The sequence below is a fragment of the Pseudomonas nitroreducens genome (assembly GCF_024170165.1).
Lineage (GTDB): Bacteria > Pseudomonadota > Gammaproteobacteria > Pseudomonadales > Pseudomonadaceae > Pseudomonas > Pseudomonas nitroreducens_C.
Window position 1 is genome coordinate 26,646 of sequence record NZ_JALJXP010000021.1, and the last position, 21,966, is coordinate 48,611.

18 protein-coding genes and 1 riboswitch are annotated in these 21,966 nt (G+C 67.0%); of the genes, 4 read left to right on the forward strand and 14 right to left on the reverse strand.

What is annotated here, in order from left to right:
* Positions 1-101: 101 nt before the first annotated feature.
* A complete protein-coding gene (locus tag J2T47_RS28480; protein ID WP_253454028.1) occupies positions 102-995 on the reverse strand; it encodes an alpha/beta fold hydrolase in 894 nt (297 codons plus the stop codon).
* Between the two features lie 501 nt (positions 996-1,496).
* Between J2T47_RS28480 and J2T47_RS28485 the strand changes: the two genes are divergently transcribed.
* Positions 1,497-2,330, forward strand: coding sequence for a substrate-binding periplasmic protein (locus J2T47_RS28485; RefSeq protein WP_253454030.1), 834 nt, complete (start codon positions 1,497-1,499; stop codon positions 2,328-2,330).
* Between the two features lie 3 nt (positions 2,331-2,333).
* Entirely contained in the window at positions 2,334-5,207 is a 2,874-nt protein-coding gene (locus J2T47_RS28490) for an HD domain-containing phosphohydrolase (protein WP_253454032.1), read from the forward strand.
* A 75-nt stretch (positions 5,208-5,282) separates the two neighbouring features.
* Here the strand turns inward: J2T47_RS28490 and J2T47_RS28495 are convergent, their stop codons facing one another.
* The 13 genes from J2T47_RS28495 to J2T47_RS28555 all read right to left on the reverse strand — a co-directional run bounded on the left by J2T47_RS28495 (position 5,283) and on the right by J2T47_RS28555 (position 20,986).
* Positions 5,283-6,029 carry a murein L,D-transpeptidase catalytic domain family protein gene (locus J2T47_RS28495; RefSeq protein ID WP_253454034.1) on the reverse strand — a complete coding sequence of 249 codons (747 nt, stop codon included), beginning with the start codon at positions 6,027-6,029 and terminating at the stop codon, positions 5,283-5,285.
* Positions 6,030-6,405: 376 nt separating this feature from the next.
* Positions 6,406-7,461 carry a L,D-transpeptidase gene (locus J2T47_RS28500; RefSeq protein ID WP_253454035.1) on the reverse strand — a complete coding sequence of 352 codons (1,056 nt, stop codon included), beginning with the start codon at positions 7,459-7,461 and terminating at the stop codon, positions 6,406-6,408.
* A gap of 180 nt (positions 7,462-7,641) precedes the next feature.
* Positions 7,642-8,340 carry a pseudouridine synthase gene (locus tag J2T47_RS28505; RefSeq protein ID WP_253454037.1) on the reverse strand — a complete coding sequence of 233 codons (699 nt, stop codon included), beginning with the start codon at positions 8,338-8,340 and terminating at the stop codon, positions 7,642-7,644.
* Entirely contained in the window at positions 8,340-8,555 is a 216-nt protein-coding gene (locus J2T47_RS28510; RefSeq protein ID WP_253454039.1) for a cysteine-rich CWC family protein, read from the reverse strand. The genes J2T47_RS28505 and J2T47_RS28510 overlap by 1 nt, the downstream gene beginning before the upstream one ends.
* Before the next feature lie 98 nt (positions 8,556-8,653).
* Positions 8,654-9,487 (reverse strand): DUF4824 family protein, encoded by an 834-nt coding sequence (locus J2T47_RS28515; RefSeq protein ID WP_253454041.1) that lies wholly within the window; start codon positions 9,485-9,487, stop codon positions 8,654-8,656.
* Complete coding sequence (locus tag J2T47_RS28520; protein ID WP_253454043.1) at positions 9,484-10,560, reverse strand: DUF2157 domain-containing protein; 1,077 nt, start codon at positions 10,558-10,560, stop codon at positions 9,484-9,486. The genes J2T47_RS28515 and J2T47_RS28520 overlap by 4 nt, the downstream gene beginning before the upstream one ends.
* Before the next feature lie 240 nt (positions 10,561-10,800).
* The gene (atzF, locus tag J2T47_RS28525; protein WP_253454045.1) at positions 10,801-12,609 is read right to left on the reverse strand and encodes an allophanate hydrolase; all 1,809 of its coding nucleotides are present in this window, start codon (positions 12,607-12,609) and stop codon (positions 10,801-10,803) included.
* A gap of 197 nt (positions 12,610-12,806) precedes the next feature.
* Complete coding sequence (gene uca / locus J2T47_RS28530) at positions 12,807-16,475, reverse strand: urea carboxylase (RefSeq protein WP_253454047.1); 3,669 nt, start codon at positions 16,473-16,475, stop codon at positions 12,807-12,809.
* A 265-nt stretch (positions 16,476-16,740) separates the two neighbouring features.
* Positions 16,741-17,376 carry an urea amidolyase associated protein UAAP2 gene (locus J2T47_RS28535; protein WP_253454049.1) on the reverse strand — a complete coding sequence of 212 codons (636 nt, stop codon included), beginning with the start codon at positions 17,374-17,376 and terminating at the stop codon, positions 16,741-16,743.
* A gap of 11 nt (positions 17,377-17,387) precedes the next feature.
* A complete protein-coding gene (locus J2T47_RS28540) occupies positions 17,388-18,107 on the reverse strand; it encodes an urea amidolyase associated protein UAAP1 (protein ID WP_253454051.1) in 720 nt (239 codons plus the stop codon).
* Positions 18,079-18,924, reverse strand: a complete 846-nt coding sequence (locus J2T47_RS28545; RefSeq protein ID WP_253454053.1) for an ABC transporter ATP-binding protein — start codon at positions 18,922-18,924, stop codon at positions 18,079-18,081. Before J2T47_RS28545 ends, J2T47_RS28540 begins: the two co-directional genes overlap by 29 nt.
* Complete coding sequence (locus J2T47_RS28550; RefSeq protein WP_253454055.1) at positions 18,921-19,736, reverse strand: ABC transporter permease; 816 nt, start codon at positions 19,734-19,736, stop codon at positions 18,921-18,923. Before J2T47_RS28550 ends, J2T47_RS28545 begins: the two co-directional genes overlap by 4 nt.
* A gap of 185 nt (positions 19,737-19,921) precedes the next feature.
* Positions 19,922-20,986: a putative urea ABC transporter substrate-binding protein gene (locus tag J2T47_RS28555; RefSeq protein WP_253454057.1), complete on the reverse strand. Its 1,065-nt coding sequence runs from the start codon at positions 20,984-20,986 to the stop codon at positions 19,922-19,924.
* Positions 20,987-21,043: 57 nt separating this feature from the next.
* A riboswitch (guanidine-I (ykkC/yxkD leader) is annotated at positions 21,044-21,142 on the reverse strand.
* A 268-nt stretch (positions 21,143-21,410) separates the two neighbouring features.
* Here J2T47_RS28555 and J2T47_RS28560 point away from each other — a divergent pair.
* Both J2T47_RS28560 and J2T47_RS28565 read left to right on the forward strand, forming a co-directional pair.
* The gene (locus J2T47_RS28560; protein ID WP_253454059.1) at positions 21,411-21,668 is read left to right on the forward strand and encodes a DUF1145 domain-containing protein; all 258 of its coding nucleotides are present in this window, start codon (positions 21,411-21,413) and stop codon (positions 21,666-21,668) included.
* A 123-nt stretch (positions 21,669-21,791) separates the two neighbouring features.
* The gene (locus J2T47_RS28565; RefSeq protein WP_253454061.1) at positions 21,792-21,953 is read left to right on the forward strand and encodes a hypothetical protein; all 162 of its coding nucleotides are present in this window, start codon (positions 21,792-21,794) and stop codon (positions 21,951-21,953) included.
* Positions 21,954-21,966: the final 13 nt, after the last annotated feature.

The following is a 21,966-nucleotide window of genomic DNA, read 5'->3' on the forward strand; positions in this document are numbered from 1 at the left end:
CGAGCTGCGCGGGTGGTGCCGCTTCTGCTACGAAATCTGCGCAATGAAAAACCGGGGGCGGAAGGTCTGGGGCCGGCCCCCGGCTGTGTGCGCTGGCTGCATCAGCCCACCATGGCGGCGATGGGTACGCCCTGGCTGCTGGGCAGGTAGGGGTTGGCCAGGACCGGGTGGCGCTGGGGCTGGAGGAAGGTCAGGAGGGCGTCCTGGGTATCCTGCCAGGCCTTCTTGTGCTCCACGTCGATGAAGTGGCCGGCGTTGCGGATGGTGCGGAATTCGCAGTCGCGGATCAGTTGCTGGAACAGCTTCGCCTCGGCCGGGGTGGTGTAGATGTCCAGCTCGCCGTTCATGAACAGCAGCGGGATGTCGATGGCCGCGAATTTCTCCATGTAGCTTTCCGCGCTGAGCTTGAGCACCTGGCAGATGTGGAAGTGCATCTGCTGGTATTCGTGCTCGTCGAGGCCGCTGACGTGGCGGAAGTTGTAGCGCTTGAACAACTGCGGCAGGTAGCGGCCGATGGTGTCGTTGACCAGGTTGCCGATGTTGGTGCGGTCGCAGGCGGACAGGTAGTCCAGGCCGCGGTGCAGGTAGTCGAGCATCGAGGCGTTGAGCAGCGGCGAGAAGGAGTTGATCACGGCCTTCTGGATCCGCGCCGGGCGCTCGGCCAGGGCCAGCAGGGTGGCGACACCGCCCCAGGAGAAGGACATCACCACGTCGGCGCGGTAGTGCTCGATCAGGCCAAGCAGCAGCTGCGCCTCGTATTCCTTGGTGATGAACTCGCGGCAGTCGTTGTGGGCCTTCGACCGGCCGGCGTAGGGCTGGTCGTAGCACACCACGTTGAAGTGCGGTTGCAGGTATTTCACCGTTTGCGCGAAGGAGGCGGTGGTTGCCAGCGAGCCGTTGACCAGGATGATGGTCTGGCGAGCTTCCCTGTTGGCGTGAAACTCCGTGTGTACCCGATGTTGCTGAATCTCGACGACGGCGGTTTCCGGCCTCATGTCGTATTCCTCCAGACGCAGGTCATGGTGCGCATCCACCATCGGATGCGAAGAAGGTACCCAGGCAGAGGAAAGCGTCTTGACGTGACAGCTTCATGTCACTCGACGAAAGTTAACAATCTCTTAATTTTCAACTAGTTGGAGCATCAATAGGCACGATTTCCGGCACCGTTTCAGGCGCGGATTCGGACTTTTGATCAGGCGGGGAAGGGGCGGCTTGGGGAACTGCGCGCCGCGAAAAGCTCTCTTGGATGCAGCGTGTGACTCATGGGTCACGCTTGAGCCAGAGTTAAGCAGCACCGTTCAGGCGGCGCAACCGCCACTGGGCGCCTGAGTCACATCGGCGATGCGGATTCCGACGAAATGACATTTCTCTGCGCGATTGTCCGGCGCTTTGGTGAAGCCGGATTACACTCTTGTGATAGCTGTAAAGCCCCCTGCCGAAGACGAGCGATCCTGCCGTGCTCCCCCTGAGGCCGATACCGCGTGCGGAGCGGGTCCATGGCACTTCACCGACAGTTCGTCTCCCTGCTGGTCCTGGCTCCGGCCGCCTGGCCGTGTGCGGAAGCCATGGCCGAGGATCGCTACGGCTGCGACCAGCCGATCTCTGTCGCCTACACCCGCAACGTGGTGTTTTTCCATGATGATGCCGGCATCGATCCGGACCTGATCGCCGAGCTGGGCAAGCGCACTGGCTGCCAGTTCGAGACGTCCGTCCGCTCGCGCGACGAGATATGGAGCAGGCTGGAGAGCGGCGAGCTGCAGATGGGCACCAGTGGCGTCGCCACGCCGCAGCGGCGCAGCTACACCTATCTGCTGCCCTATCTGTACATGCGCAACAAGCTGATCGTGCGCGACGACCTGGGCGAGATGACCAGCCTGGATACCTTCCACGACATGCCCGGTGCGCGCCTGGGAGTGATCGCCGGCTACCGCCATGGCGCCTACATCGACGGCATGTTGCGCATCCTCAGGGCCGAAGGCCGGGTCGTGGAATACAAGGATGACGCGGCCCGTTTCAGCGCGTTGCTCAACGGTGACGTGGAGGGGGTGATCGGCCACGAGATGAATCTCGAGGGCGCGGTGAGCGATCGTCGTCAACGGGAACGCTTTCATGTGATAGATGTGATGCCGGGCCCGGCGACCCCCCACAACCTGATGCTCTCGCGCAAGCGCTTCACCCCGGCGCAAAGCGCCGAATGGATGCGCCTGATGGAGACATTGTGGCTGGATGGCACCCTGGCCCGGATCATGCGTAGGAATGCACCGCAGCAACAGGCGGAAGGACTGCTCGACAGCGGCTATCGCTACAGCTCCACGGACAGAGGCTGGTAAAGGATGAAGGCATTCGAACGGGGTATTCCGCTGCAACTGCTGGTGGCCGGAGCCATCATCGCCAGCATGCTGGTGCTGGCGGGGGCGTTGCTGATCCAGGGATATCGCGGTGTGGAAGGCGCGCTGGTGACGGCGGCCGGGGAGTCGGCCAGCCAGTTGGGGGCGACCATCAACGAACGTATCCGGCGCTTGATCGACCCGGCGGAAAGTGCGCTGCGCCTGCTGACTCACGACCCCATCTCGCAGACCGATAATCTGCCCGCGCGCCTCGACCGTCTGCCGATGCTGGTGGAGAACCTACGCGCCAATCGCACTCTGAGCGCGGTGTACATCGGCTACCCGAACGGTGAGTTCCTGCTGATCCGCGCGCTGCGCGTGCCGGAGGTGCGGCAGACCCTGCAAGCGCCGGACGCAGCCAAGTACCTGGTGCAGAGCCAGACCCTCAATGGTCAGGGCGGGCTGCTCGGCGAGTGGCGTTTCTATGACAGCGAGTTGCGCCTGCTGCGTGTGCAGGAACGGCCCGACTACAACTACGACCCCCGTCAGCGGCCCTGGTACAACGAGGCGCGCCTCACCAGCAAGACAGTGCTGACCCAGCCCTACGTGTTCTTCACCACCCGCGAGATCGGCCTGACCCTGGCACACCGCAGCGTCGACGGCGCTGCGGTGATCGGCATGGATGCCTCGGTCAACGACCTGGGTGGCGAGATGGGCGACCTGCGCCAGACCGCCAATACGGAACTGGCGGTGGTCGACGGCAAGGGTACGGTGATCGCCTACCCGGACCTGGCCCGGCTGATGATCCACGAGGGCAAGGAGTTGCGCCTGGCCACGCTGGCCGAGTTGAAGGTGCCGGCCCTGAGCGAGCTCAACGCCGAGAAGGTGCCCTCCGGTACGCCTCAGTCTTACCGGGTGAATGGTGATGACTGGTACGGCATCTGGGTGCCGCTGTCGAACTTCACCAGCAACGAGGTGAAGGTACTGATCGCCATTCCCGCGGTTGAGTTGCTGGCCGGCGCACGGCAGCTGCTGTTCAACCAGGCTTTGTGGAGCGGCACCCTGCTGCTGGTCCTGCTGCTGATCGGCTGGTACATCGGCCGGCGCATCGCCCGCCCGCTGACCGCATTGGCCGATCAGGTCGGCGCGCTGGCGGCCTTCGACTTCGCACGGCCGGTGGGCGTGGAGTCGAAGATCGCCGAGGTTCGCGATTTGAGCAGCGTGATGGGCAGCATGTCGCGCACCATCCACAACTTCCAGGCGATCACCCTGACCCTGAGCCGCGAAACGCGCCTGGAGAGCATGCTCGAAGGCGTGCTCTCGCGTCTGGTGGAAGCCACGGGTGTGATGGGGGGCGCGGTCTACCTGCTCGACGACGAGGAGTGCCGCCTGCGCCTGGCCTGCTCGGTGAACGGTGAGCAGTACCCGCAATCCATGCTGATCGAAGGCTTCACCGAGGCGGAGCTGGCCGAGCGGGTAGACCTTGCGCTGGCCAATCGCGGGCAGTACCTGGAGGTTTCCCTGCGCAACCGTTCGGACGAGCTGCTGGGCATCCTGGTCCTGCAACTGGCCCAGGAAGGCGTCCACAGCCGCCAGCCGCGCAAGCCGTTCAAGCGCTTCGTCGAAGAGCTATCCGGCGCCGCCGCCGTGGCCATCGAGACCCGCCAGCTGATCGAAGCCCAGCAGCGGTTGCTGGACGCGATCATCAAGCTGCTGGCCGACGCCATCGACGCCAAGAGCCCCTATACCGGCGGCCACTGCGAGCGCGTGCCGCAACTGGCCGACCTGCTGCTGCAGAAGGTCATCGAATCGCACGATGGCGAGTACGCCGGTTTCACCATGAGCGATGCGGAGCGCTACGAGTTCCAGATCGCCGCCTGGCTGCACGACTGCGGCAAGATCACCAGCCCCGAGTACGTGGTGGACAAGGCGACCAAGCTGGAGACCCTGTACAACCGCCTGCACGAAGTGCGCACGCGCTTCGAGGTGATCTGGCGCGACATCGAACTGGACTACTGGCGCGGCATCGCCGAAGGCAGCGACATCGGCCTGCTCGCCGCCCGCCGCGACGCACTGCACGAATCGCTGCGCGACGACTATGCCTTCGTCGCCCAGGCCAACGTCGGCGGTGAGTTCATGAAGGACGAGGACATCGAACGCCTCAGGCAGATCGGCGAGCGCCGCTGGCTGCGCTATTTCGACGACCGCCTGGGCATATCCCACGACGAGGCCGAGCGCCTGCAGGGGCGACCGGCGCAACCGCTGCCGGCCGAGGAGTTCCTCCTCGCCGACAAGGCCGAGCACCGCGTAATGTGGGGCGAGCGCAAACCACCGGTGACGAAGGACGACCCGCGCAATATCTGGGGCTTCGACATGCGCCTGCCGCCCTATGCGAGCAACTATGGCGAGCTGTACAACCTGGGCATCCGCCGCGGCACGCTGAACGACGAGGAGCGCTTCAAGATCAACGAGCACATCGTGCAGACGCTGATGATGCTTACTACCCTGCCGCTGCCGCGCAACCTGCGCCGCGTGCCGACCATCGCGGCCAACCACCATGAGAAAATGGACGGCACCGGCTACCCGCGCAAACTCTCCCGCGAGCAGATGAGCATCCCCGAGCGGGTGATGGCGATAGCCGATATTTTCGAGGCGCTGACCGCTGCGGACCGCCCGTACAAGGCACCGAAGACGCTGTCCGAATCGCTGAAGATCCTCGCCTTCATGGCCCGCGACCAGCACATCGACGCCGACCTGTTCCGCCTGTTCATCAGCCAGGGTGTGTACCGCGAGTACGGCGAGCGCTTCCTCAATCCGGAGCAGATGGATACCGTGGACGTGCGGGCGATTCTGGAAATTCTCGACGGGGTGAAGGCCTAGCTGGGCTGCACAGGGCTCTGAAACGCAAACCGCCGGCTGATGCCGGCGGTTTGCGTTTGCGTTTGCGGGTTGCGATCAGCGCTTGGCGAGGTTGGTGGCGTAGCGGTTGATCTGCGGATTCCTGGCCACGGTGCAGCTCTGCCCGGCGAGGAACTGCGAGGTCTTCAGGTACCGCTGCTGCGGGTAGTAGGCGAACACGTAGCTGCCGTTCTTTACCGTGTCGATCAGCTTCTGCGCTACCTGCGGGCGCACGGCGGGACAGCCCAGGCTGCGGCCGAGGCGGCCGAGGCCGGGGACGACCTTGGGGTCGGCGTAGGCGGCGGCGTGCATGACGATGGCGCGCTCTTCGCTGTTGTCATTGAAGCCCGGCTCCAGGCCCAGCAGGCGCAGGGAGCGGCCGTGCTTGCCGTTGTAGGTCTGGCCGGTCTGGTACAGGCCGATCGAGGACTGGAAGCTCTCGGGGCGGTTGGAGAAGGAGGTGGCCATGTCGTCGCCACTCTTCTTGCCGTGCGCGACCCACTCCTCGAAGAGCAGCTTGCGCTGCTTCAGGTCGAAGACCCAGAGGCGCTTGTCGCGGGACGGTTTGGAATAGTCGATCACCGTCAGCAGGCGGTTCTGGCCACCCAACTGGGTGCTGGCGCACTGCAATGCGCTGAGCGCCAGGCGCAGGGTTTCGGTGTTGGTAGCCGGCGCGAGGCGGTGCAGTTCCTCGGCGCTGGGCAGGGCGGCAGCGGACACGGCCTGCCAGCTACCGATCGCGAAGAGCGCGGCACTGGCGAGCGAAATCCGGAAGAACCCCCGTAACTTCAAAAAAGTCAGCATGAATACAACATTCCCGTTGAATCGATATGGTTTTTTCTGGGAAACGCCGCATTGTGCGCGATTTTTGACCAGTGATGTGTCTGTTTTTTAATCAAGTATGGTTCCGCCCGTCGGTAAATACGAACTTTCCGGCGCGATAAACTGCTGCTCAGCGCCGGTGTCGGGGGAAGGACGCCGAAGAGATCTCACCGCGGACAGGCGCCTTGACTCTTCGTGTTGCGAGATTCTTCGGCGGCTTGCACGGTTGGCTTGAGACCGTCTGTCCGCTGGTGAGGACCACAGATTAGCGAGGAAGGCATCCGCGGGATGCCATAGAAAGATGAGGGCGTTGTAGGGGAAATCCGGAGGGGCGGAATCTGTCTTACGCAGGCCCTGCTCATTCCAGCGATTGGTTCTTCACCGGTTTCTGTTCGGCCTTGCGGTCGTTGGTGGTGATCACGGTAAAGCCGGGGTCGCTGCTGCGCATGTCGCGGGTGGAGGGCAGGTCGGTGATCACCAGGGTGCTGCCCACGTCCATGCTGGCCAGCAGGTTGCGCAGGAACTCGCGGTCGAGGCTGAACTTGCCCAGTTGCTCGGCGGGTGAAAGGCCACGCTGCGGGTCGCTGACCTGCACGCTGGTCCAGCGCAGGTTAGGGTTTTCGCTGTCGATCTCGGCCTGGGAGGGTTTCTCCATCAGGGAGAAGGCGGCGACGCCGGTCTTTTCCTCCGGGTGTTCGAAAGCCACCGGTGCGGTGCCGATCTGCAGGCCGCCGCGGTAGACGTAGAGGCGGCGGTCGGCACGGCTGACCAGTACGGAGACCGGGCCTTTTTCCGCCCCCGGGTCGCTCCAGAAGGGCACCACCATGCCGCTGTCGTCGTGCGGGCCGGCGGGGCGGCCATCGCTGACGATGGGCGCGAGCAGGCCGGGGTGGTAGACCTCCACGGGGGAGCTCTTGGCGTCGGAGATGATCACCGTGGTGGAGGTGAAACCGGTGACTTCGTAGAGCTTCTTGGCGAACGCCATGGGCAGGCGGATGCAGCCGTGGGAGGCCGGGTAGCCCGGCAGGTTGCCGGCGTGCAGGGCGATGCCGTCCCAGGTCAGGCGCTGCATGTAGGGCATGGGTGCGCTGTTGTAGAGGTCGGAGTGGTACTCGACCTTCTTCTGCAGGATGGAGAACACGCCGGTGGGGGTTTCCTTGCCTTTCTTGCCGGTGCTCACCGTGGCCACGCCGATGGCGATGCCGTTGCGGTACACGTAGGCGCGCTGCTCGGTGAGGCTGACCACCAGGGTCACCGGGCCCGCCGGGGAGATCTCCGGGTACCAGAGGAACTGGCCGGGCTTGAGTGTCTTCAGCGCGGCCTGCAGGTCCGAGAGCGGCGAGGGCTTGCCCGGATTGGCAAAGGCGACGCTGGCGCTCAGGGCGATCAGCAGGGCAACCGACAGCTTCTTCATTACCTCTCCTTGGAAAGCGGCATGGCTGGGAGCTTAGCCAAGCGGTGACGAAGGCTGCAAACCGCCGGGCTGAACGGCGCGCGTAGGACTTTTCGGAACGTTGGATGAGGCGTGGATTGTAGGAGCGCATTCATCCGCGATTTCTTCAGCGCGGATGCCAAGCGCGGACGGAGTCCGCTCCTACAGGTCGAGCTCGGTGATTTCGCTGGCGCTCAGTGCGCGGTATTCGCCGGGCTGCAGGTCCGGATCGAGGGCGAGGCTGCCCATGCTTTCGCGGTGCAGCCGCGTCACCCTGTTCTGGAAGTGGCCGAACATGCGCTTGACCTGGTGGTAGCGGCCTTCGTGCAGGGTCAGGCGCGCGGCATGGGTGTCGAGGATCTGCAGTTGTGCGGGCAGGGTGGTGAGGTCTTCGAAGGCGAAGTACAGGCCCTGCTCGAAGGTCGCGATGTAGCGCTCCTCGATCGGGTCTTCGGTCTCGACGTAGTAGACCTTGGGCAGCTTGCGTCCCGGCAGCGTCATGCGCCGCGACCATTGCCCGTCGTTGGTGATCAGCAGCAGGCCGGTGGTGTTGTAGTCCAGGCGGCCGCCGATGTGCAGTTCGTGCTTGTCCGGCTCGTCCAGCAGGTCGAGCACGGTGCGGTGCTCGGCGTCGCGGGTGGCACTGACGCAGCCGGCGGGCTTGTGCAGCATGAAGTAGCGCGCCGGCTTGCCGGCCTGCAGCAGGTCATCGTCCAACTCCACGCGGGAGAACTCGCGCACCTCGTGGCGGCCATCGCGTACCACCTGGCCATCCACCCGCAGGCGGCCCTCGGCAAGCAGCTGGCGGGCCTGCTGGCGGTTCAGGTGAGGCAGGTTGGCGATGAAACGGTCCAGACGCATCAGGCGTTTCCGGCGTCCTTCAGCCCGGCGGCGCAGCGCGGGCACAGGCAGGCGCGGTCGACCAGCTCCGGCGGGATGCGCTCCAGCGCCGCACGTTCGATGGGCGCGCTGAAGCACCAGCAGTCCTGGCCCTGCAGCGTCGTATCGGCCTGGGTGCAGCGGTTGGACTGGCCGCAGAGCGGGCAGCGGCTGGGGTCGGGAGTGATGTCGTTCATGGCCGGTCAGGGCGGATGTCGGCGGTGAGGCGGGCGCACAGGGTGCAGCGCCGACCCGTATCGCGCAAGCGGATTCGGATCGGCGCGGCGGTTGCCGGTCAGGGGATGTCGATGCGTTCGATCCAGGGCTCCAGGCGCCGGCCGAAGGCGACGTCGGCGACGAAGGGCTGGGGCAGGCCATCCGCCGTCCGGTGCGGCTGCGCGGTGATCTCGTCCAGGCGTTCACGCCATTGGTAGGGCACGTTGATGCTGTCGGAGCCGATGTCGCTGGCGGTGCCGCCCAGCGTCCAGATGTGCTGGTAGTAGTTGGCGATGGGGCGCACGCGGCCATGGATGATCAGGTAGCGCTCGCGGTCGGGATAGCGGCTGCGCAGAGCCTGGAGGTCCAGGCCGACGTCCTTGAGCAGCAGGCGCGTGTCGCTCTTCTCTTCGCTGTCCAGTTCGCGGCGGATGAAGTCGCGCTCGTCCGCCAGGCGCGCATTCTGCGGCGCGGCGTCGGCGGCCTGGCGGGCCTCGTCGAGGCGCTTGCGTGTCAGTTGCACTTCGCGCTCGTACAGCGGGCCGGCCAGTTCCAGCACCAGCAGGGCGTCGCGCGACTGCTGGCGGCCGAAGCGCCGGGCGCTGTCGTCGTCCACCTGCGCGGGCATGCTGAAGCCCAGGCTGGCCATCTTCTGCCCGTCGATGGCCGGCAGCCAGCCGCGGTTGTGCCGGGTGCCTTCATCACGGGTGGGGGTGCGCCAGCGCAACCGCAGGCTCAGGCCGCTGTTCTCGTTGTGCCAGGTGGTGTTGCGGATCAGCTCGCGCTGGCTCAGGGGCAGTCTGCTCTCGGGCTCGGCCGAACGGTTCCAGGCGACGCCGCCCAGGGCCACGGCGTTGACCAGCAGGATCAGGCCGACGCCGCCGACCAGGGCATGGGGGCGCGTCCAGTTCATGACGAGGTCCCTCCCAGCAGGCCGTGGGCACGGCGCAGGCGCCGCAGCACCAGCAGGATCAGCACGGCGCAAAGGCCCAGCACGAGGAAGAACAGGTACTTGGGCATCACCTCCCACCACCAGTCGAAGAACTTGGTGTAGAGGAAGATCACGAAGAAGGTCAGCCCGGTGTTCACCACTTCCGGCCACTCGCGGCGCGCGCCCAGCCAGATGACCAGCGCCGAGGCAATGAAGCCGAGCACCTGGTAGAGGTTCTCCACCGTGGCGAAGCCCAGCGGCAGGTAGCTGCTGCCGCCCCAGTTGGCCAGCACCAGCATCGGCAGGAACAGCCCGAGCAGGCCGAATACCCGGTAGATCGCGGCGAAACCGTCGAAGCGCTGCTGCGTGATGAACGAGGGGACGAGGAAGATCAGCAGCGCGGCGGGGAAGAAGTTCTCCGGGCGCTCGCCCACATCCAGCCAGTAGACGCCGCTCCAGGTGCCGACCCGCGCGGCGACGTAGCCCATCACGCAGATCAGCGCCGTGGCCAGCAGCAGGCGGGTATTGCAGGTGTAGGCCAGCAGCAGGGCATAGGCGGCCCAGGGCAGCAGGGCCTTGTCCGAGGGCGTGAGGTTGAAGATCTGCCCGATCATCACGACGTTCAGCACCAGGCAGGCGAAGGCCAGCATGGCACCGAGCTTGGCGAAGTAGCCGGAGGCATCGCGGCGTTGCAGGAACAGGGTCAGCAGCAGGCTGATCAGTGAGGCGGCGATGAGCGTGACGACCTGGGCGGTTTCCGCGAACAGCCCCCAGAACTGGTAGAACAGGAAGAACAGGCTCGCCGCCAGGGCCAGCGCACCAAGGAATGAGGCGATGCGCATCCCCAGGGAAAGGCGGTGGTCCTGGCTGTCGCGGTCGATGTCGAAGCGCGCGCGGTAGTCGGCGAGCAGGCGTTGCTGATGGTCATGCAGGCGGTCGCGCTGGTTGGTATCGAGGACGAGGGCGCCTTCGTCGTGCAGGCGGCGCAGCTCGCGGTCGAAGGCCAGGATATCGTCGACGCGGTGCTGCGCCTGCTGGTGGCTGAGGTCGGGCATGACCGGTCCTTGCGGCGGGTGATGCTTCGACTCTAGCTGGTGGCGGGGCGGGGTTCCATGGGTATCCCGATAACCATTTGCGCCGGGACGGGCCATCGCGGACGGAGTCCGCTCCTGCGCGTGGATCGGGTTGCGGCGCGTCGCAGATACGTAGGGCGAATAACCTGGAACAGGTTATCCGCCGACCTTGCGCGGCGGATAACGCTGGCGCGTTATGCGCCCTACGAGACCCTGCAACAATCAGCTCCGGCTCTGCAGCCAGGCGCGCCAGCCGCCGAAATGGCTGATGTCCTCGGCGTCGTCCAGGCCCCAGGCGTCGCAGATGAAACCGGTCTCCCAGCTGCCGTCCCCCAGCTGCACCTTGCCCAGCCCCAACGGCGCCGGGATACCGGTGAGGAAGGAGCCCAGTTCGGCGCTGGGCAGCTCCCAGACTTCCACTTCGATGCTCACGCCGCCGTCGGCCACGCGCAGCATGCCGGGGCGCAGCGGCGGGCCGCCGGCCAGGGCGTAGAGCTTGTAGGCCGGGGCGCTCCGGGTGGCGCGCAGCAGGCGCGCACCGCGCTGGCGTAGCTGCCAGTTCAGCGCCAGGCCATCGAGGTGCGCGCCGCACACCACCAGGCGTGCACGGTCGTTGCGCGCCGGGGTGGCGGAGGAAGACGGGACGATCGCATTGCCGCCGGTAAGCGGCAGGTTGTGCCGGCGCTGCAGGGCGTCGGCCACGCCGAGCAGGTACTGGTCGGTGAAGGCGCGGCCGAACAGCGTCACGCCCCAAGGCAGGCCGTTGACCATGATCGCGCTGGGCACGGCGACGGCGGCGTAGTCCAGCAGGTTCATGAAGTTGGTGTAGTAGCCCAGCTCGGCATTGCGCTGCACCGGTTCGGCGTGCAGTTCGTCGAGGGTCACCGGGCGGCCGATGGTGGGCGTCAGCACGCAGTCGAGGTCGGCGAGTATCGCGTCGCACTGCGCCTTGAGTTCCTGCAACCGGTACTGCGCGCGGAACGCCTGCACGGCGGTGGCGCCGGGAGCCTTCGCCAGCACGTCGCGGATTACCGGCAGCACGGCTTGCGGGTCGCGCTCGATCAGCTCGCCCGCCACGCTGTAGCGCTCGGCTACCCATGGGCCTTCATAGAGCAGGCGCGCGGCTTCGAGGAAGGGGGCGAAGTCGATCTCCCGAGCCTCGCCGCCCAGCGCCTTGAGTTGGTCGAGGGCGTCGGTGAACAGCACCGGGCCTTCGTGGCAGCCGAAGAATTCCAGCTGGTCGGCACGGGGCACGCCGAAGCGCAAGGACTTGGGCGCACCGAAGGCGCTGGCGTCGTTCCAGGCGGGATTGGCGCGGCTGTAGCCGTCCAGCGGGTCGAGCCGGGCAGTGAGCCCCAGCAGCTCGCTGGCCTCGGCGGCGCTGGCGGTGAAGTAGGTGATGCAGTCCAGGGTGCGGCAGGCCGGCACCAGACCGGTATTGGACAGCAGGCCCTTGCTCGGCTTGAGCCCCAGCAGGCCGTTGAGCGCCGCTGGCACGCGGCCGGAGCCGGCGGTGTCGGTGCCCAGGGCGAAGCTCGCGACGCCCAGCGCCACGGCCAGCGAAGAGCCGGCGCTGGAGCCGCCCGAGGGGTACTCCGGCAGCACGCTGTTGCGGCATTCGCCATAGGGCGAGCGGGTGCCGTTGAGGCCGGTGGCGAACTGGTCGAGGTTGGTCTTGCCCAGCGGGATGGCACCCAGGTCGACCAGCTGCTGCACCAGCGTCGCCGAGACCTCCGGTGTGTAGGCGAAGGCCGGGCAGGCGGCGGTGGTGGGGATGCCGGCGAGGTCGATGTTGTCCTTGATGGCGAAGGGGATGCCGTAGAGCGGCAGCGCTTCGGGGGACTTCTCCTCCAGCGCGGCGAAGTAAGGCTCCAGTTCTTCCAGGCTGAGCAGGTGGATGAACAGGTGGTAGTCGGGGTTCAGCGCGGCGGCCTTGTTGCGCAGCTCGGCGATCAGCTGGCGCGGCGTGGCGCGGCCTTCGCGGTAGGCGGTGCGCAGGCTGGCGAGGCGGAGGTCGAAGGTGCTGGGCATGGTTGGGATTCCTGTGCTGGGCGGCTGCCCTCTCCCCGGCCCTCTTCCTGAAGGGAGAGGGGGAAGAGCGGTCCGGCGCGCGGTCTAACGATGAGTTTTCAGGAGAAGTCGGAAGTTGCCTCTCGCTCCGAACGACTCCCTCTCCCGCTTGCGGGAGAGGGTTGGGGTGAGGGGCTCTGTGTTCTTGGCAGATATGCTCATGCCTCCTCCATCACCACCACCCGCTGCCCGGCGCGCACCGGCGAGCCGGGCTGCACGCGGACCTCGCGCACCACGCCGTCGCGCGGGGCGGTGAGGGGGATTTCCATCTTCATGGATTCGAGGATCACCAGGATGTCGCCGGCCTTCACGCTGGCGCCGGCTTCCACCTGCACCTGCCAGAGGTTGCCGGCGATGTGGCTTTCGACGGCGTGCTGGCCGGCGCTGAGCGGGGCGTCCTCGCCTGTGTCGACGGCAGCTTCCTCGCTCTCGAAGTGCGCCTGGCCGGAGGCGATCCAGCGTTCGCGCTCGGCATCGAAGGCGGCGCGCTGATGGCTGCGGAAGGCGGCGATGCTCTGCGCTTCCTCGGCGAGGAACTGCTGGTAGTCGGCCAGGCGCAGTTCGCTGTGCTCGATGCGCAGCGGGTAGCGGCCGAGCGGGAAGTCGCGGCGGATGCGCAACAGCTCCTCGGCGGACACCGGGTAGAACCGCACCTGGTCGAAGAAACGCAGCAGCCAGGGCTTGCCGTCGAACGCGGCGACCTCGCGGTAGCGGTTCCACATCTGCAGGGTGCGGCCGACGAACTGGTAGCCACCGGGGCCCTCCATGCCGTAGACGCACATGTAGGCGCCGCCGATGCCCACGGAGTTTTCCGCGGTCCAGGTGCGCGCCGGGTTGTACTTGGTGGTCACCAGGCGGTGGCGCGGGTCCAGCGGCGTGGCCACCGGCGCGCCGAGGTAGACGTCGCCCAGGCCCATCACCAGGTAGCTGGCCTCGAACACGGTGCGGTACACCGCCTCCAGGTCGGGCAGCTCGTTGATGCGGCGGATGAACTCCAGGTTGCTCGGGCACCAGGGCGCGTCCTTGCGCACAGTGGTCATGTATTTCTCGATGGCCAGCTGGCAGGCCGGGTCGTCCCAGGACAGCGGCAGGTGCACGATGCGCGACGGTACCTTGAGGTCCTGCGCGGCGCAGACGGCGTCCCACAGGCCGCCGACGGTTTCCAGCAGGCTCTGCAGCGGCAGGGTTTCCGGCTGGTAGTGGACCTGCAGCGAGCGGATGCCGGGGGTGAGGTCGATCACCCCGGCCAAGTCCTTCGCCTCCAGCGCCTGCATCAGCGCGTGGGCACGGAAGCGCAGGACCAGGTCCAGTTCGGGCTGGCCGATTTCCAGCAGCAGGTGGGTGTCGCCGGAGAGGCGCGCGACCAGGCGGGTGTCGTCCTGGCCGAGGTCGAGGACGATGGGGGAGGTGAGTCCAGTGGCTGCAGAGCTGGCTTGTACACCTGTAGGAGCGAGCTTGCTCGCGAACGGAGTTTCGCTTGGCATTCTGGTGGCATGCGGTTCGCGAGCAAGGGCTGAGGCGCCCCCCTCGGTCCTACGAAGAGCCGCTAGCGCGCGGGCGGTGGAGATGTCGACGGGCAGGAACCGCACCTTGTCCCCGGCCTTGAGCTGGCCGAGTTGCCAGAGATCGGCTTCGATCACTGTCACCGGGCAGACGAAGCCGCCCAGGCTGGGACCGTCCGGGCCGAGGATCACCGGCATGTCGCCGGTAAAGTCCACCGCGCCGATGGCATAGGGATTGTCGTGGATGTTCGACGGGTGCAGGCCGGCCTCGCCGCCGCTCTCGCGCACCCATTCCGGCTTCGGGCCGATCAGGCGCACGCCGGTGCGGCTGGAGTTGAAGTGCACTTCCCAATCGGTGGCGAAGAAGGTCTCGATGTAGGCCGGGGTGAAGTATTCCGGCGCGCCGTGGGGGCCGTAGACCACGCGGATTTGCCGCACGGCCGGTAGCTCGGTGCGCAGTTCGGCAGGCAGGCTGGCGCCGTGGCTGTCGTCTGCCAGTTCGACCAGGTGCAGCACATCGCCGGCGCGCAGGGCGCGGCCGCCGTGGCCGCCGAACTGGCCGAGGGTGAAGGTGCTCTTGCTGCCCAGGTAGTCCGGCACCTGCAGGCCGCCGCGCAGGCACAGGTAGCTGCGTGTGCCGGCGCCGCCAACGGTGCCGAGGCTGAGGGTGGAGCCGGCGGCGATGAACAGCGAGGTGTCCATCGGCTGCTCGACGCCATCCAGGCTGATCGGCAGCGCCGCGCCGGTAATGGCGACCACTGCGTCGGTGTTGAAGCGCAGGGTCGGGCCGCTCATGGTGATTTCCAGCGCGGCGGCGCCTTCGGGGTTGCCCAGCAACTGATTGCCCAGGCGCAGTGCGCGGTCGTCCATCGGCCCGGACGGCGGCACGCCCACGGCCCAGTAGCCGAGGCGGCCGGGGTAGTCCTGCACGCTGGTCTGGGTGCCGGCGCTGAGTACTTCGAAGGTCTGCGCGTGGTAGCGCAGGCCCTCCAGGCAGCGGGTCCAGGGCGAGCCGCTGGCGAAGGGAGTGTCCGTGAGAATCTGCCGCAGGTAGTCGCGGTTGCATTCCACCCCGTAGAGCTGGCTTTCGCCGAGGGCGCGGTCGAGGTCGGCGCTGGCCTGCTCGCGGGTCGGCGCCCAGGCTATGAGCTTGGCGATCATCGGGTCGAAGTAGGGCGGGATCTCGCAGCCGGCCTCGACCCAGGTATCGATGCGCAGCGCCTTGCCGTCGGCCGGCGGGAACCGCACGGCGGTGAGCAGGCCGGGGCAGGGCTGGAAGTCGCGGCCCGGGTCTTCGGCATAGAGGCGCGCCTGGATGGCGTGGCCGCTGGGTTTCAGCGAGGCTGCCAGCTCGCCCAGGGGCGGCAGGTCGCCGGCGGCCAGTTCGATCATCCAGCGCACCAGGTCGACGCCCCAGACCTGCTCGGTGACGCCGTGTTCGACTTGCAGGCGGGTATTCACTTCGAGGAAATAGAAGCGCTGCGCTTCGCTGTCGTAGACGAATTCCACGGTGCCGGCGCTGCGGTAGCTGACCGCTTTCGCCAGCTGGATCGCCGCTGCGCAGAGAGCCTCGGCCATGCCGGCGGGCAGGTTGGGCGCCGGGGTTTCCTCCAGCACTTTCTGGTTGCGCCGCTGCACCGAGCAGTCGCGCACGCCGAGGGCGATCACCTCGCCCTGGCCATCGCCAAACACCTGCACTTCCAGGTGGCGGGCGCGCTGGATGTACTTCTCGATGAACACGCCGGAGTCGCTGAAGTTGTTCTGCCCCAGGCGCTTCACGGCGTCGAAGGCGTCGCGCAGTTCGTCCGCCGAGCGGCACACGCGCATGCCGATGCCACCGCCGCCAGCGGTGCTCTTGAGCATCACCGGGTAGCCGACCTGCTCGCCGGCACGCAGGGCGGCGTCGAGGTCTTCCAGCAGGTCGGTGCCTTCGAGCATCGGCACGCCCTGTTCGCGGGCCAGCGCGCGGGCGGTGTGCTTGAGGCCGAACAGGCGCAGCTGTTCCGGCGTCGGGCCGACGAAGGCGATGCCGGCAGCCTCGCAGGCTTCGGCGAAGGCGGCGTTCTCGGAGAGGAAACCGTAGCCGGGATGGATCGCTTTCGCGCCGCTGTCGCGGGCGGCCGCGAGGATATTCTCGACCACCAGGTAGGTGCTCGACGCCGGGCCTTCACCAAGGCTGATGGCCTGGGCGGCTTGCTGGATATGCAGGCTGGCGGCGTCGGCTTCGGAGTAGACGGCCACGCCGTCTACGTGCAGCTCTCGCAGGGTGCGCAGGATGCGGCAGGCGATGGCGCCGCGGTTGGCGATGAGCAGTTTGTCGAACATGGAGGCTTCCCCATGCGGGACAGGTCGTCCTGTCGAATTCGTATCTGGCGGTGGCCGTCCACCGCCGGGGCCTGGGCCCTGCTGCGTACTGCTCCCTCTCCCTTCAGGGAGAGGGTTGGGGAGAGGGGCCCTTGCTATGGCGCTGGGCGTTCCCTCTCCCCCCGCCCTCTCCCGCAAGCGGGAGAGGGGGCTGTTCGGAGCGTCGGGCTGCACTGGGCGCTGCGGCTCTGGCAGAGCGCGAACAGCCACTGGCGCACGCGTAAGGTCAGTCCCATACCAGCAACTCCGCCGGGGTCGGGTTCCAGCCGTTGCAGGGGTTGTTGAGCTGCGGGCAGTTGGAGATCAGGACGATGACGTCCATGTGCGCGAGTAGCTCGACGTACTTGCCGGCGCCGGAGATGCCGTCCTCGAAGGTCAGGCCGCCTTCGGCGGTGACCGGCACATTCATGAAGAAGTTGATGTTGTGGCTGATGTCGGCCTTGGTCAGGCGGCCGTCGTGCAGGCTGGCGCGCAGGAAGTTGTCGCGGCAGCTGTGCATGTAGCGCTTGTCCAGGGCGTAGCGCACGGTGTTGCTCTCCTGGGCGCAGGCGCCGCCGAGGGTGTCGTGGCGGCCGCAGGTGTCGGCAGTGAGGGTCAGCATCGGGTTGCCGAGGTTGGACCAGAGCACGCTGCCGGCGCTGAGGTAGACCTGCCCCTGCTTGCGCAGGGTGCGCTGCACGTCGTAGCGCTCGCGCGGGTTGGCGGCGCTGAAGAACAGCGTGTCCACCGCCTGGTTGCCTTCCAGGTCGAGGATGCGCAGGGTCTGCCCGGCCTTCAGCTCGGTGAGGCTGGGTTCGCCGGCGGGGATCAGGGTGCGCGAGACGCAGGCTTCGGGGTGTTTGTCGCTGGGGACGATGGGCATGCTCGCGCTCCTTACAGGTACTGGCGTTCGGTGTTGTGGAAGCCGCGGCCGTTCTCCGCGCGCGAGGTGCGGCAGAGCACGCTGATGCCATCGGCGGCGACCTGCTGCCAGGTCAGGCCGATGGGCTTGGGCGCGTATTGCGGGTTCGGGTCCAGTGGGTGCTGCAGGGCGGTGAGCACGACGAGGGTGTCCATCGGCGCGTAGAGCTCGACGTAGTCGCCGGCCTTCGAGTTGCCCTGGGCGAAGCGGAAGCAGCCGTCGGCGTCGACGTCCACGCGGCTGAACAGGTTCAGGCACATCAGCAGGTCCTGCAGGCGCATGTCCCACTTGCCCATTTCCACCAGCAGGTTGTCCACGCCGTTGCGGTGGAAGCCGTTGCGCAGTTCCTGGTAGCGGCCGGCGCCGTATTTCTCCTGCACTTCAGCGGCGTTGAGCACGCCGCCGAAGCTGTCGTGCCAGCCGCAGGTGTCGGCGGTGATGGCGGCCAGCACGCGGCCCATGTCCGAGTACAGGCAGTGGCCGGCGCCGAGGCGTGCGGTGTGCTGGCACTTGAGGCTGTCGGGCAGGTTCAGCCGCTCGCTTTTCTCGGCGGCGTTGAACAGCAGCACGCTGACATTGCCGCCGCCTTCCAGGTCGGTCAGGCGCAGGAGTTGCCCGCGCTTGAGGACGAAGGACGTGTGGCCGCCGCCGGGGACGGTTTCTTCATAGAGGGTGGTGCGCAGTTCGTTCATGGCGGGCTCCTTGGTAGGCCGGCGTGATCGCGGGCTCGGCGGCCGGTTGCAGGCGCGCGGCGAGCGTGGCCGGCAGGGCGGCGCGGGCAGCGCGGCGGTCGGCGTTGAGCGGGATGTCGTAGGTGATGCGGGCGCCGTAGGCAGTGGGCGCCTGCGGGTCGTGGCGGACCTTGTCGAAGACCAGCAGGCGGGTGCCCAGGCTGAAGCCCTCGGCGAGGTCGTGGGTGACCATGAACACGGTGAGCCGGGTTTCCTGCCACAGCTCCAGCAGCAGGGCGTGCATGTCCTTGCGGATGCCCGGGTCCAGCGCGCCGAAGGGTTCGTCGAGCAGCAGCACGCGTGGCTTCATCACCAGCGCCTGGGCAATCGCCAGGCGTTGCTGCATGCCGCCGGACAGGGCGCTCGGGTACTGCTGCAGTGCATGGCCAAGGCCGACGCGTTGGAGCAGCTCGGCGGCCTGCTCGCGGGCCTCGCGCTTGGCGCTGCCGAACAGCCGGCCGAGTAGCGGCGAGCGTGGCAATTCCAGGCCGAGGGCGACGTTGTCGAGCACGGATAGATGCGGGAACACCGAGTAGCGCTGGAACACCACGCCACGGCTAGGGTCGGGCTCGGCGGCCAGCGGCTGACCTTCGAGCAACAACTCCCCGCGGCTGGGACGCTCCTGGCCGAGCAGCAGGCGCAGGAAGGTGGACTTGCCGCAGCCGGAGGCGCCGACCAGGGTGCAGAACTCGCCTTCCTTCACGTCGAGGTTCAGGCGTTCGAGCACCACGTTGCCGTCGTATTCCTGCCAGACGTTCTTCACCTGGATGAAGCTCATGCCCTGCCTCCTTCATACCAGGGGAAGGCGCGCCGGGTGAGCGCGCGCAGCGCCCAGTCCATCAGCCAGGCCAGCGCGGTGATCCACACCACGTAGGGCAGGATCACGTCCATGGCCAGGTAGCGGCGCACCAGGAAGATGCGGTAGCCCAGGCCGTCGGTGGAAGCGATGGCCTCGGCGGCGATGAGGAACAGCCAGGCCGAGCCGAGCATCAGGCGCAGGGAGATCAGCAGGCGCGGCATCAGCTGCGGCAGCACCACGCGCAGGATCAGCGTCCAGGTGCTGGCGCCCAGGGTCTGCGCCTTGATCAGCAGTTCGCGGGGGATTTCCCGGGCGCGCTGTTCGATGTCGCGGGCGATGCAGGGGGCGACGCCGATGACGATCAGCACCACCTTGGACAGCTCGCCGAGACCGAAGACGATGAACAGCACCGGCAGGATCGCCAGCGGCGGGATCATCGACAGCACGGTGAGCAGCGGCGAGAGCGGCGCGCCGAACAGCGGCACGCTGCCGGCGGCGATGCCCAGCACCAGGCCGAGCAGGGCGGCGATGGACAGGCCCATGCCAAGGCGTTGCAGGCTGGCACCGGTGTCCTGCCAGAACAGCACTTCGCCGGTGCGCTTGTCTTCGCTGAAGGCCAGGCGGTTCACCGCGTCGGCCATCTGCGCGGCGCTGGGCAGCAGCTTGTCGTTGGGGTTCTCCGCCAGCCGCGAGGTGGAGCCTGCGAAGTAGGCGAACAGCAGCAGGGCGAAGGGCAGCAGCACCAGGAACAGGCGGCCGCTGCGGTCGGGGGTTCGGTTGATCAGGCGCATGGGTCGTACCAGTGGTTTTCCGTGTGAAGCGCCCTCTCCCTAACCCTCTCCCTGAAGGGCGAGGGGACCGTTCTGTGCAGGTTGAAACCATGGCGTCAGCCGGCACGGACAGCTCCCTCTCCCTTCAGGGAGAGGGCGGGGGAGAGGGGCTTCAGGAGTGAAATGAGATGCCATATGAAGGCGCCTCAGAGCTTGCCGTCCGCCGCCATCTGCACGTAGGTCGGGTCGAAGCGCAGCTTGAGGTTCTGCGCGTCACCGGTGGTGAGGCCGGCGGCGAAGCTCATGCCGACCGCTTCGGCGCTTTTCGCGCCCTCGCCGAGCAGGCCGTGGGCGAAGGAGAAGGCCGCGACCTTGTCCATGGTCGCCGGCAGTTTCGGGCTGGTGGCGAAGGCCAGTGCTTCCTTGGGCGTGGCAAACAGCTTGGTAGTGGCGAGCTGGCTCTGGTAGCCGGCCAGGTCGGTGCCCGAGGCCTTGGCCATGTGTTCCAGCGCGGCGCGGGTCTCGGCGCTTTCGCCCTGCATCAGCGCCACGGTCTCGAACCAGGCGCCGGTCAGCGCCTTGCCCAGGGCGGGGTTGTCCTTCAGGACAGCGCTGTTGACCACCATCATGTCCATGATCTCGCCGGGGATCTGGCTGGAGTTGAACACCTCGGTGGTGCCCGGCTTGGCGCGGGCCTCGGCGAGCATCGGGTTCCATGTGGTCACGGCCTGCACGTCGTCGGTGTTGAAGGCGGCGGCGATGTCGGCGTCGGAGGTGTTCACCGTCTTCACGTCCTTCTCGCTGAGGCGGGCGCTCTCCAGGGCGCGGGCGAGCAGGTAGTGGGAGACGGACAGCTCCACCAGGTTGACGTTCATGCCCTTGAGGTCGGCCAGGGTCTTGCCTTCGCCCTTGATGACGATGCCGTCGTTGCCGTTGGAGAAGTCGCTGACGATCAGTGCGGTGGAGTCGACGCCGCCGGCGGCGGGGATGGTCAGGGCGTCCATGTTGGTCATGGTGCAGCCGTCGAACTGGCCCGCGGTGTACTGGTTGATCGACTCGATGTAGTCGTTGAGCTGGGTGACCTTGATCTCGATGCCGTACTTCTTCGCCCACTTGTCGACGATGCCGTGGCTGGCCGCGTACTCCCAGGGCATCCAGCCGGCGTAGAGGGTCCAGCATAGGTTGAAGCTGTTCTTCGCGGCGGCAGGGGCGGAGAGGCTGAAGGCGGCGAGGCCGGCGGCGAACAGGGCGGTCAGAAGGGGCTTGCGCATGGAGCATCTCCAGTCGATTGGCGGGCAGGCAGGAGTCGGGCGGCACTTGTCGCTCTCGTCTCCCGGGCTTTTGTCCCGCCGTGTAACCTCGCTGGAGGTCGATGACTCTCGGACCAGTCACTCGCTGCGCGAGCCGGAACCCTAGTCATCCATTGTCAGATTGTGGTGCCGCTGTCCGAATGGTTCGGATCTCTCCTGCACAGCACTTGCAAAGCGAGCGGCGTGCCAAGTTGGCGAAAGTGCCGGGACAGAAGGGCTGCGCTGGATCGCGGCGGATAATTCGCTGCATGCCGGGGCGTTCGTCCGCCCTCAAATGAAGCGTCACGCCGCATCCTGGTGCGCGGGGCCAGTCGAAAGGCAGGAGCGTGCCGGACGCGCCGGGCGGCAGACTGCAGCGACCTTCATCCTCGAGGAATCCATCGCCATGTCCGAGTTGCTGAGCTTCGCCAAGGGCGCGCTGTCCATGTTCTGGGTCGCCGCCGTGCTCAACCTGATCTATCCCTTCGGCGAGCTGCATCGCCCGCTGCTGTGGCTGTCCGCAATCCTGCTGGTGGTGCACGTGGGCGAGGTGCTGCTGCTGGCGCGCCGGCGCTCCTGGCTGGAGCAGGTGCAGGTACTGCTGTTCGGCGTGCTGCACCTGCAGAGCCGCAAGGTTCGCCGGCTGGCCACGGTAAACGGCTGATTTACCCAAGCTTTACCTTTCGACGCGGCACCGCTGTCTGACAGATGTGTCTGATCTTGTGAGACCGGAAGAATGTACGCCCCGCATCCCGGCGGGGCGGCCGGCTCGCCTGATGGAGGCGCCATGCGTCGTTTCTTCGCTGCTGTACTGATGATCCTTCCGTTGACCGGCTGCGTGGTCTACGAGCATGACCACGATCGTGGCTGGCACGACCGGCCGCACTACTACCGTCCGGCGCCGCCGCCGGCCTATTACGGTGGCCCGTACCAGGGCTGGCGCCGTTGAGGCAGGGTCCTGA

Excerpts from the sequence above, each read along its gene's own strand:
- J2T47_RS28480 (WP_253454028.1), bottom strand. The coding sequence starts at position 995 with ATGAGGCCGGAAACCGCCGTCGTCGAGATTCAGCAACATCGGGTACAC.
- J2T47_RS28485 (WP_253454030.1), top strand. The coding sequence starts at position 1,497 with ATGGCACTTCACCGACAGTTCGTCTCCCTGCTGGTCCTGGCTCCGGCC.
- J2T47_RS28490 (WP_253454032.1), top strand. The coding sequence starts at position 2,334 with ATGAAGGCATTCGAACGGGGTATTCCGCTGCAACTGCTGGTGGCCGGA.
- J2T47_RS28495 (WP_253454034.1), bottom strand. The coding sequence starts at position 6,029 with ATGCTGACTTTTTTGAAGTTACGGGGGTTCTTCCGGATTTCGCTCGCC.
- J2T47_RS28500 (WP_253454035.1), bottom strand. The coding sequence starts at position 7,461 with ATGAAGAAGCTGTCGGTTGCCCTGCTGATCGCCCTGAGCGCCAGCGTC.
- J2T47_RS28505 (WP_253454037.1), bottom strand. The coding sequence starts at position 8,340 with ATGCGTCTGGACCGTTTCATCGCCAACCTGCCTCACCTGAACCGCCAG.
- J2T47_RS28510 (WP_253454039.1), bottom strand. The coding sequence starts at position 8,555 with ATGAACGACATCACTCCCGACCCCAGCCGCTGCCCGCTCTGCGGCCAG.
- J2T47_RS28515 (WP_253454041.1), bottom strand. The coding sequence starts at position 9,487 with ATGAACTGGACGCGCCCCCATGCCCTGGTCGGCGGCGTCGGCCTGATC.
- J2T47_RS28520 (WP_253454043.1), bottom strand. The coding sequence starts at position 10,560 with ATGCCCGACCTCAGCCACCAGCAGGCGCAGCACCGCGTCGACGATATC.
- atzF (WP_253454045.1), bottom strand. The coding sequence starts at position 12,609 with ATGCCCAGCACCTTCGACCTCCGCCTCGCCAGCCTGCGCACCGCCTAC.
- uca (WP_253454047.1), bottom strand. The coding sequence starts at position 16,475 with ATGTTCGACAAACTGCTCATCGCCAACCGCGGCGCCATCGCCTGCCGC.
- J2T47_RS28535 (WP_253454049.1), bottom strand. The coding sequence starts at position 17,376 with ATGCCCATCGTCCCCAGCGACAAACACCCCGAAGCCTGCGTCTCGCGC.
- J2T47_RS28540 (WP_253454051.1), bottom strand. The coding sequence starts at position 18,107 with ATGAACGAACTGCGCACCACCCTCTATGAAGAAACCGTCCCCGGCGGC.
- J2T47_RS28545 (WP_253454053.1), bottom strand. The coding sequence starts at position 18,924 with ATGAGCTTCATCCAGGTGAAGAACGTCTGGCAGGAATACGACGGCAAC.
- J2T47_RS28550 (WP_253454055.1), bottom strand. The coding sequence starts at position 19,736 with ATGCGCCTGATCAACCGAACCCCCGACCGCAGCGGCCGCCTGTTCCTG.
- J2T47_RS28555 (WP_253454057.1), bottom strand. The coding sequence starts at position 20,986 with ATGCGCAAGCCCCTTCTGACCGCCCTGTTCGCCGCCGGCCTCGCCGCC.
- J2T47_RS28560 (WP_253454059.1), top strand. The coding sequence starts at position 21,411 with ATGTCCGAGTTGCTGAGCTTCGCCAAGGGCGCGCTGTCCATGTTCTGG.
- J2T47_RS28565 (WP_253454061.1), top strand. The coding sequence starts at position 21,792 with ATGCGTCGTTTCTTCGCTGCTGTACTGATGATCCTTCCGTTGACCGGC.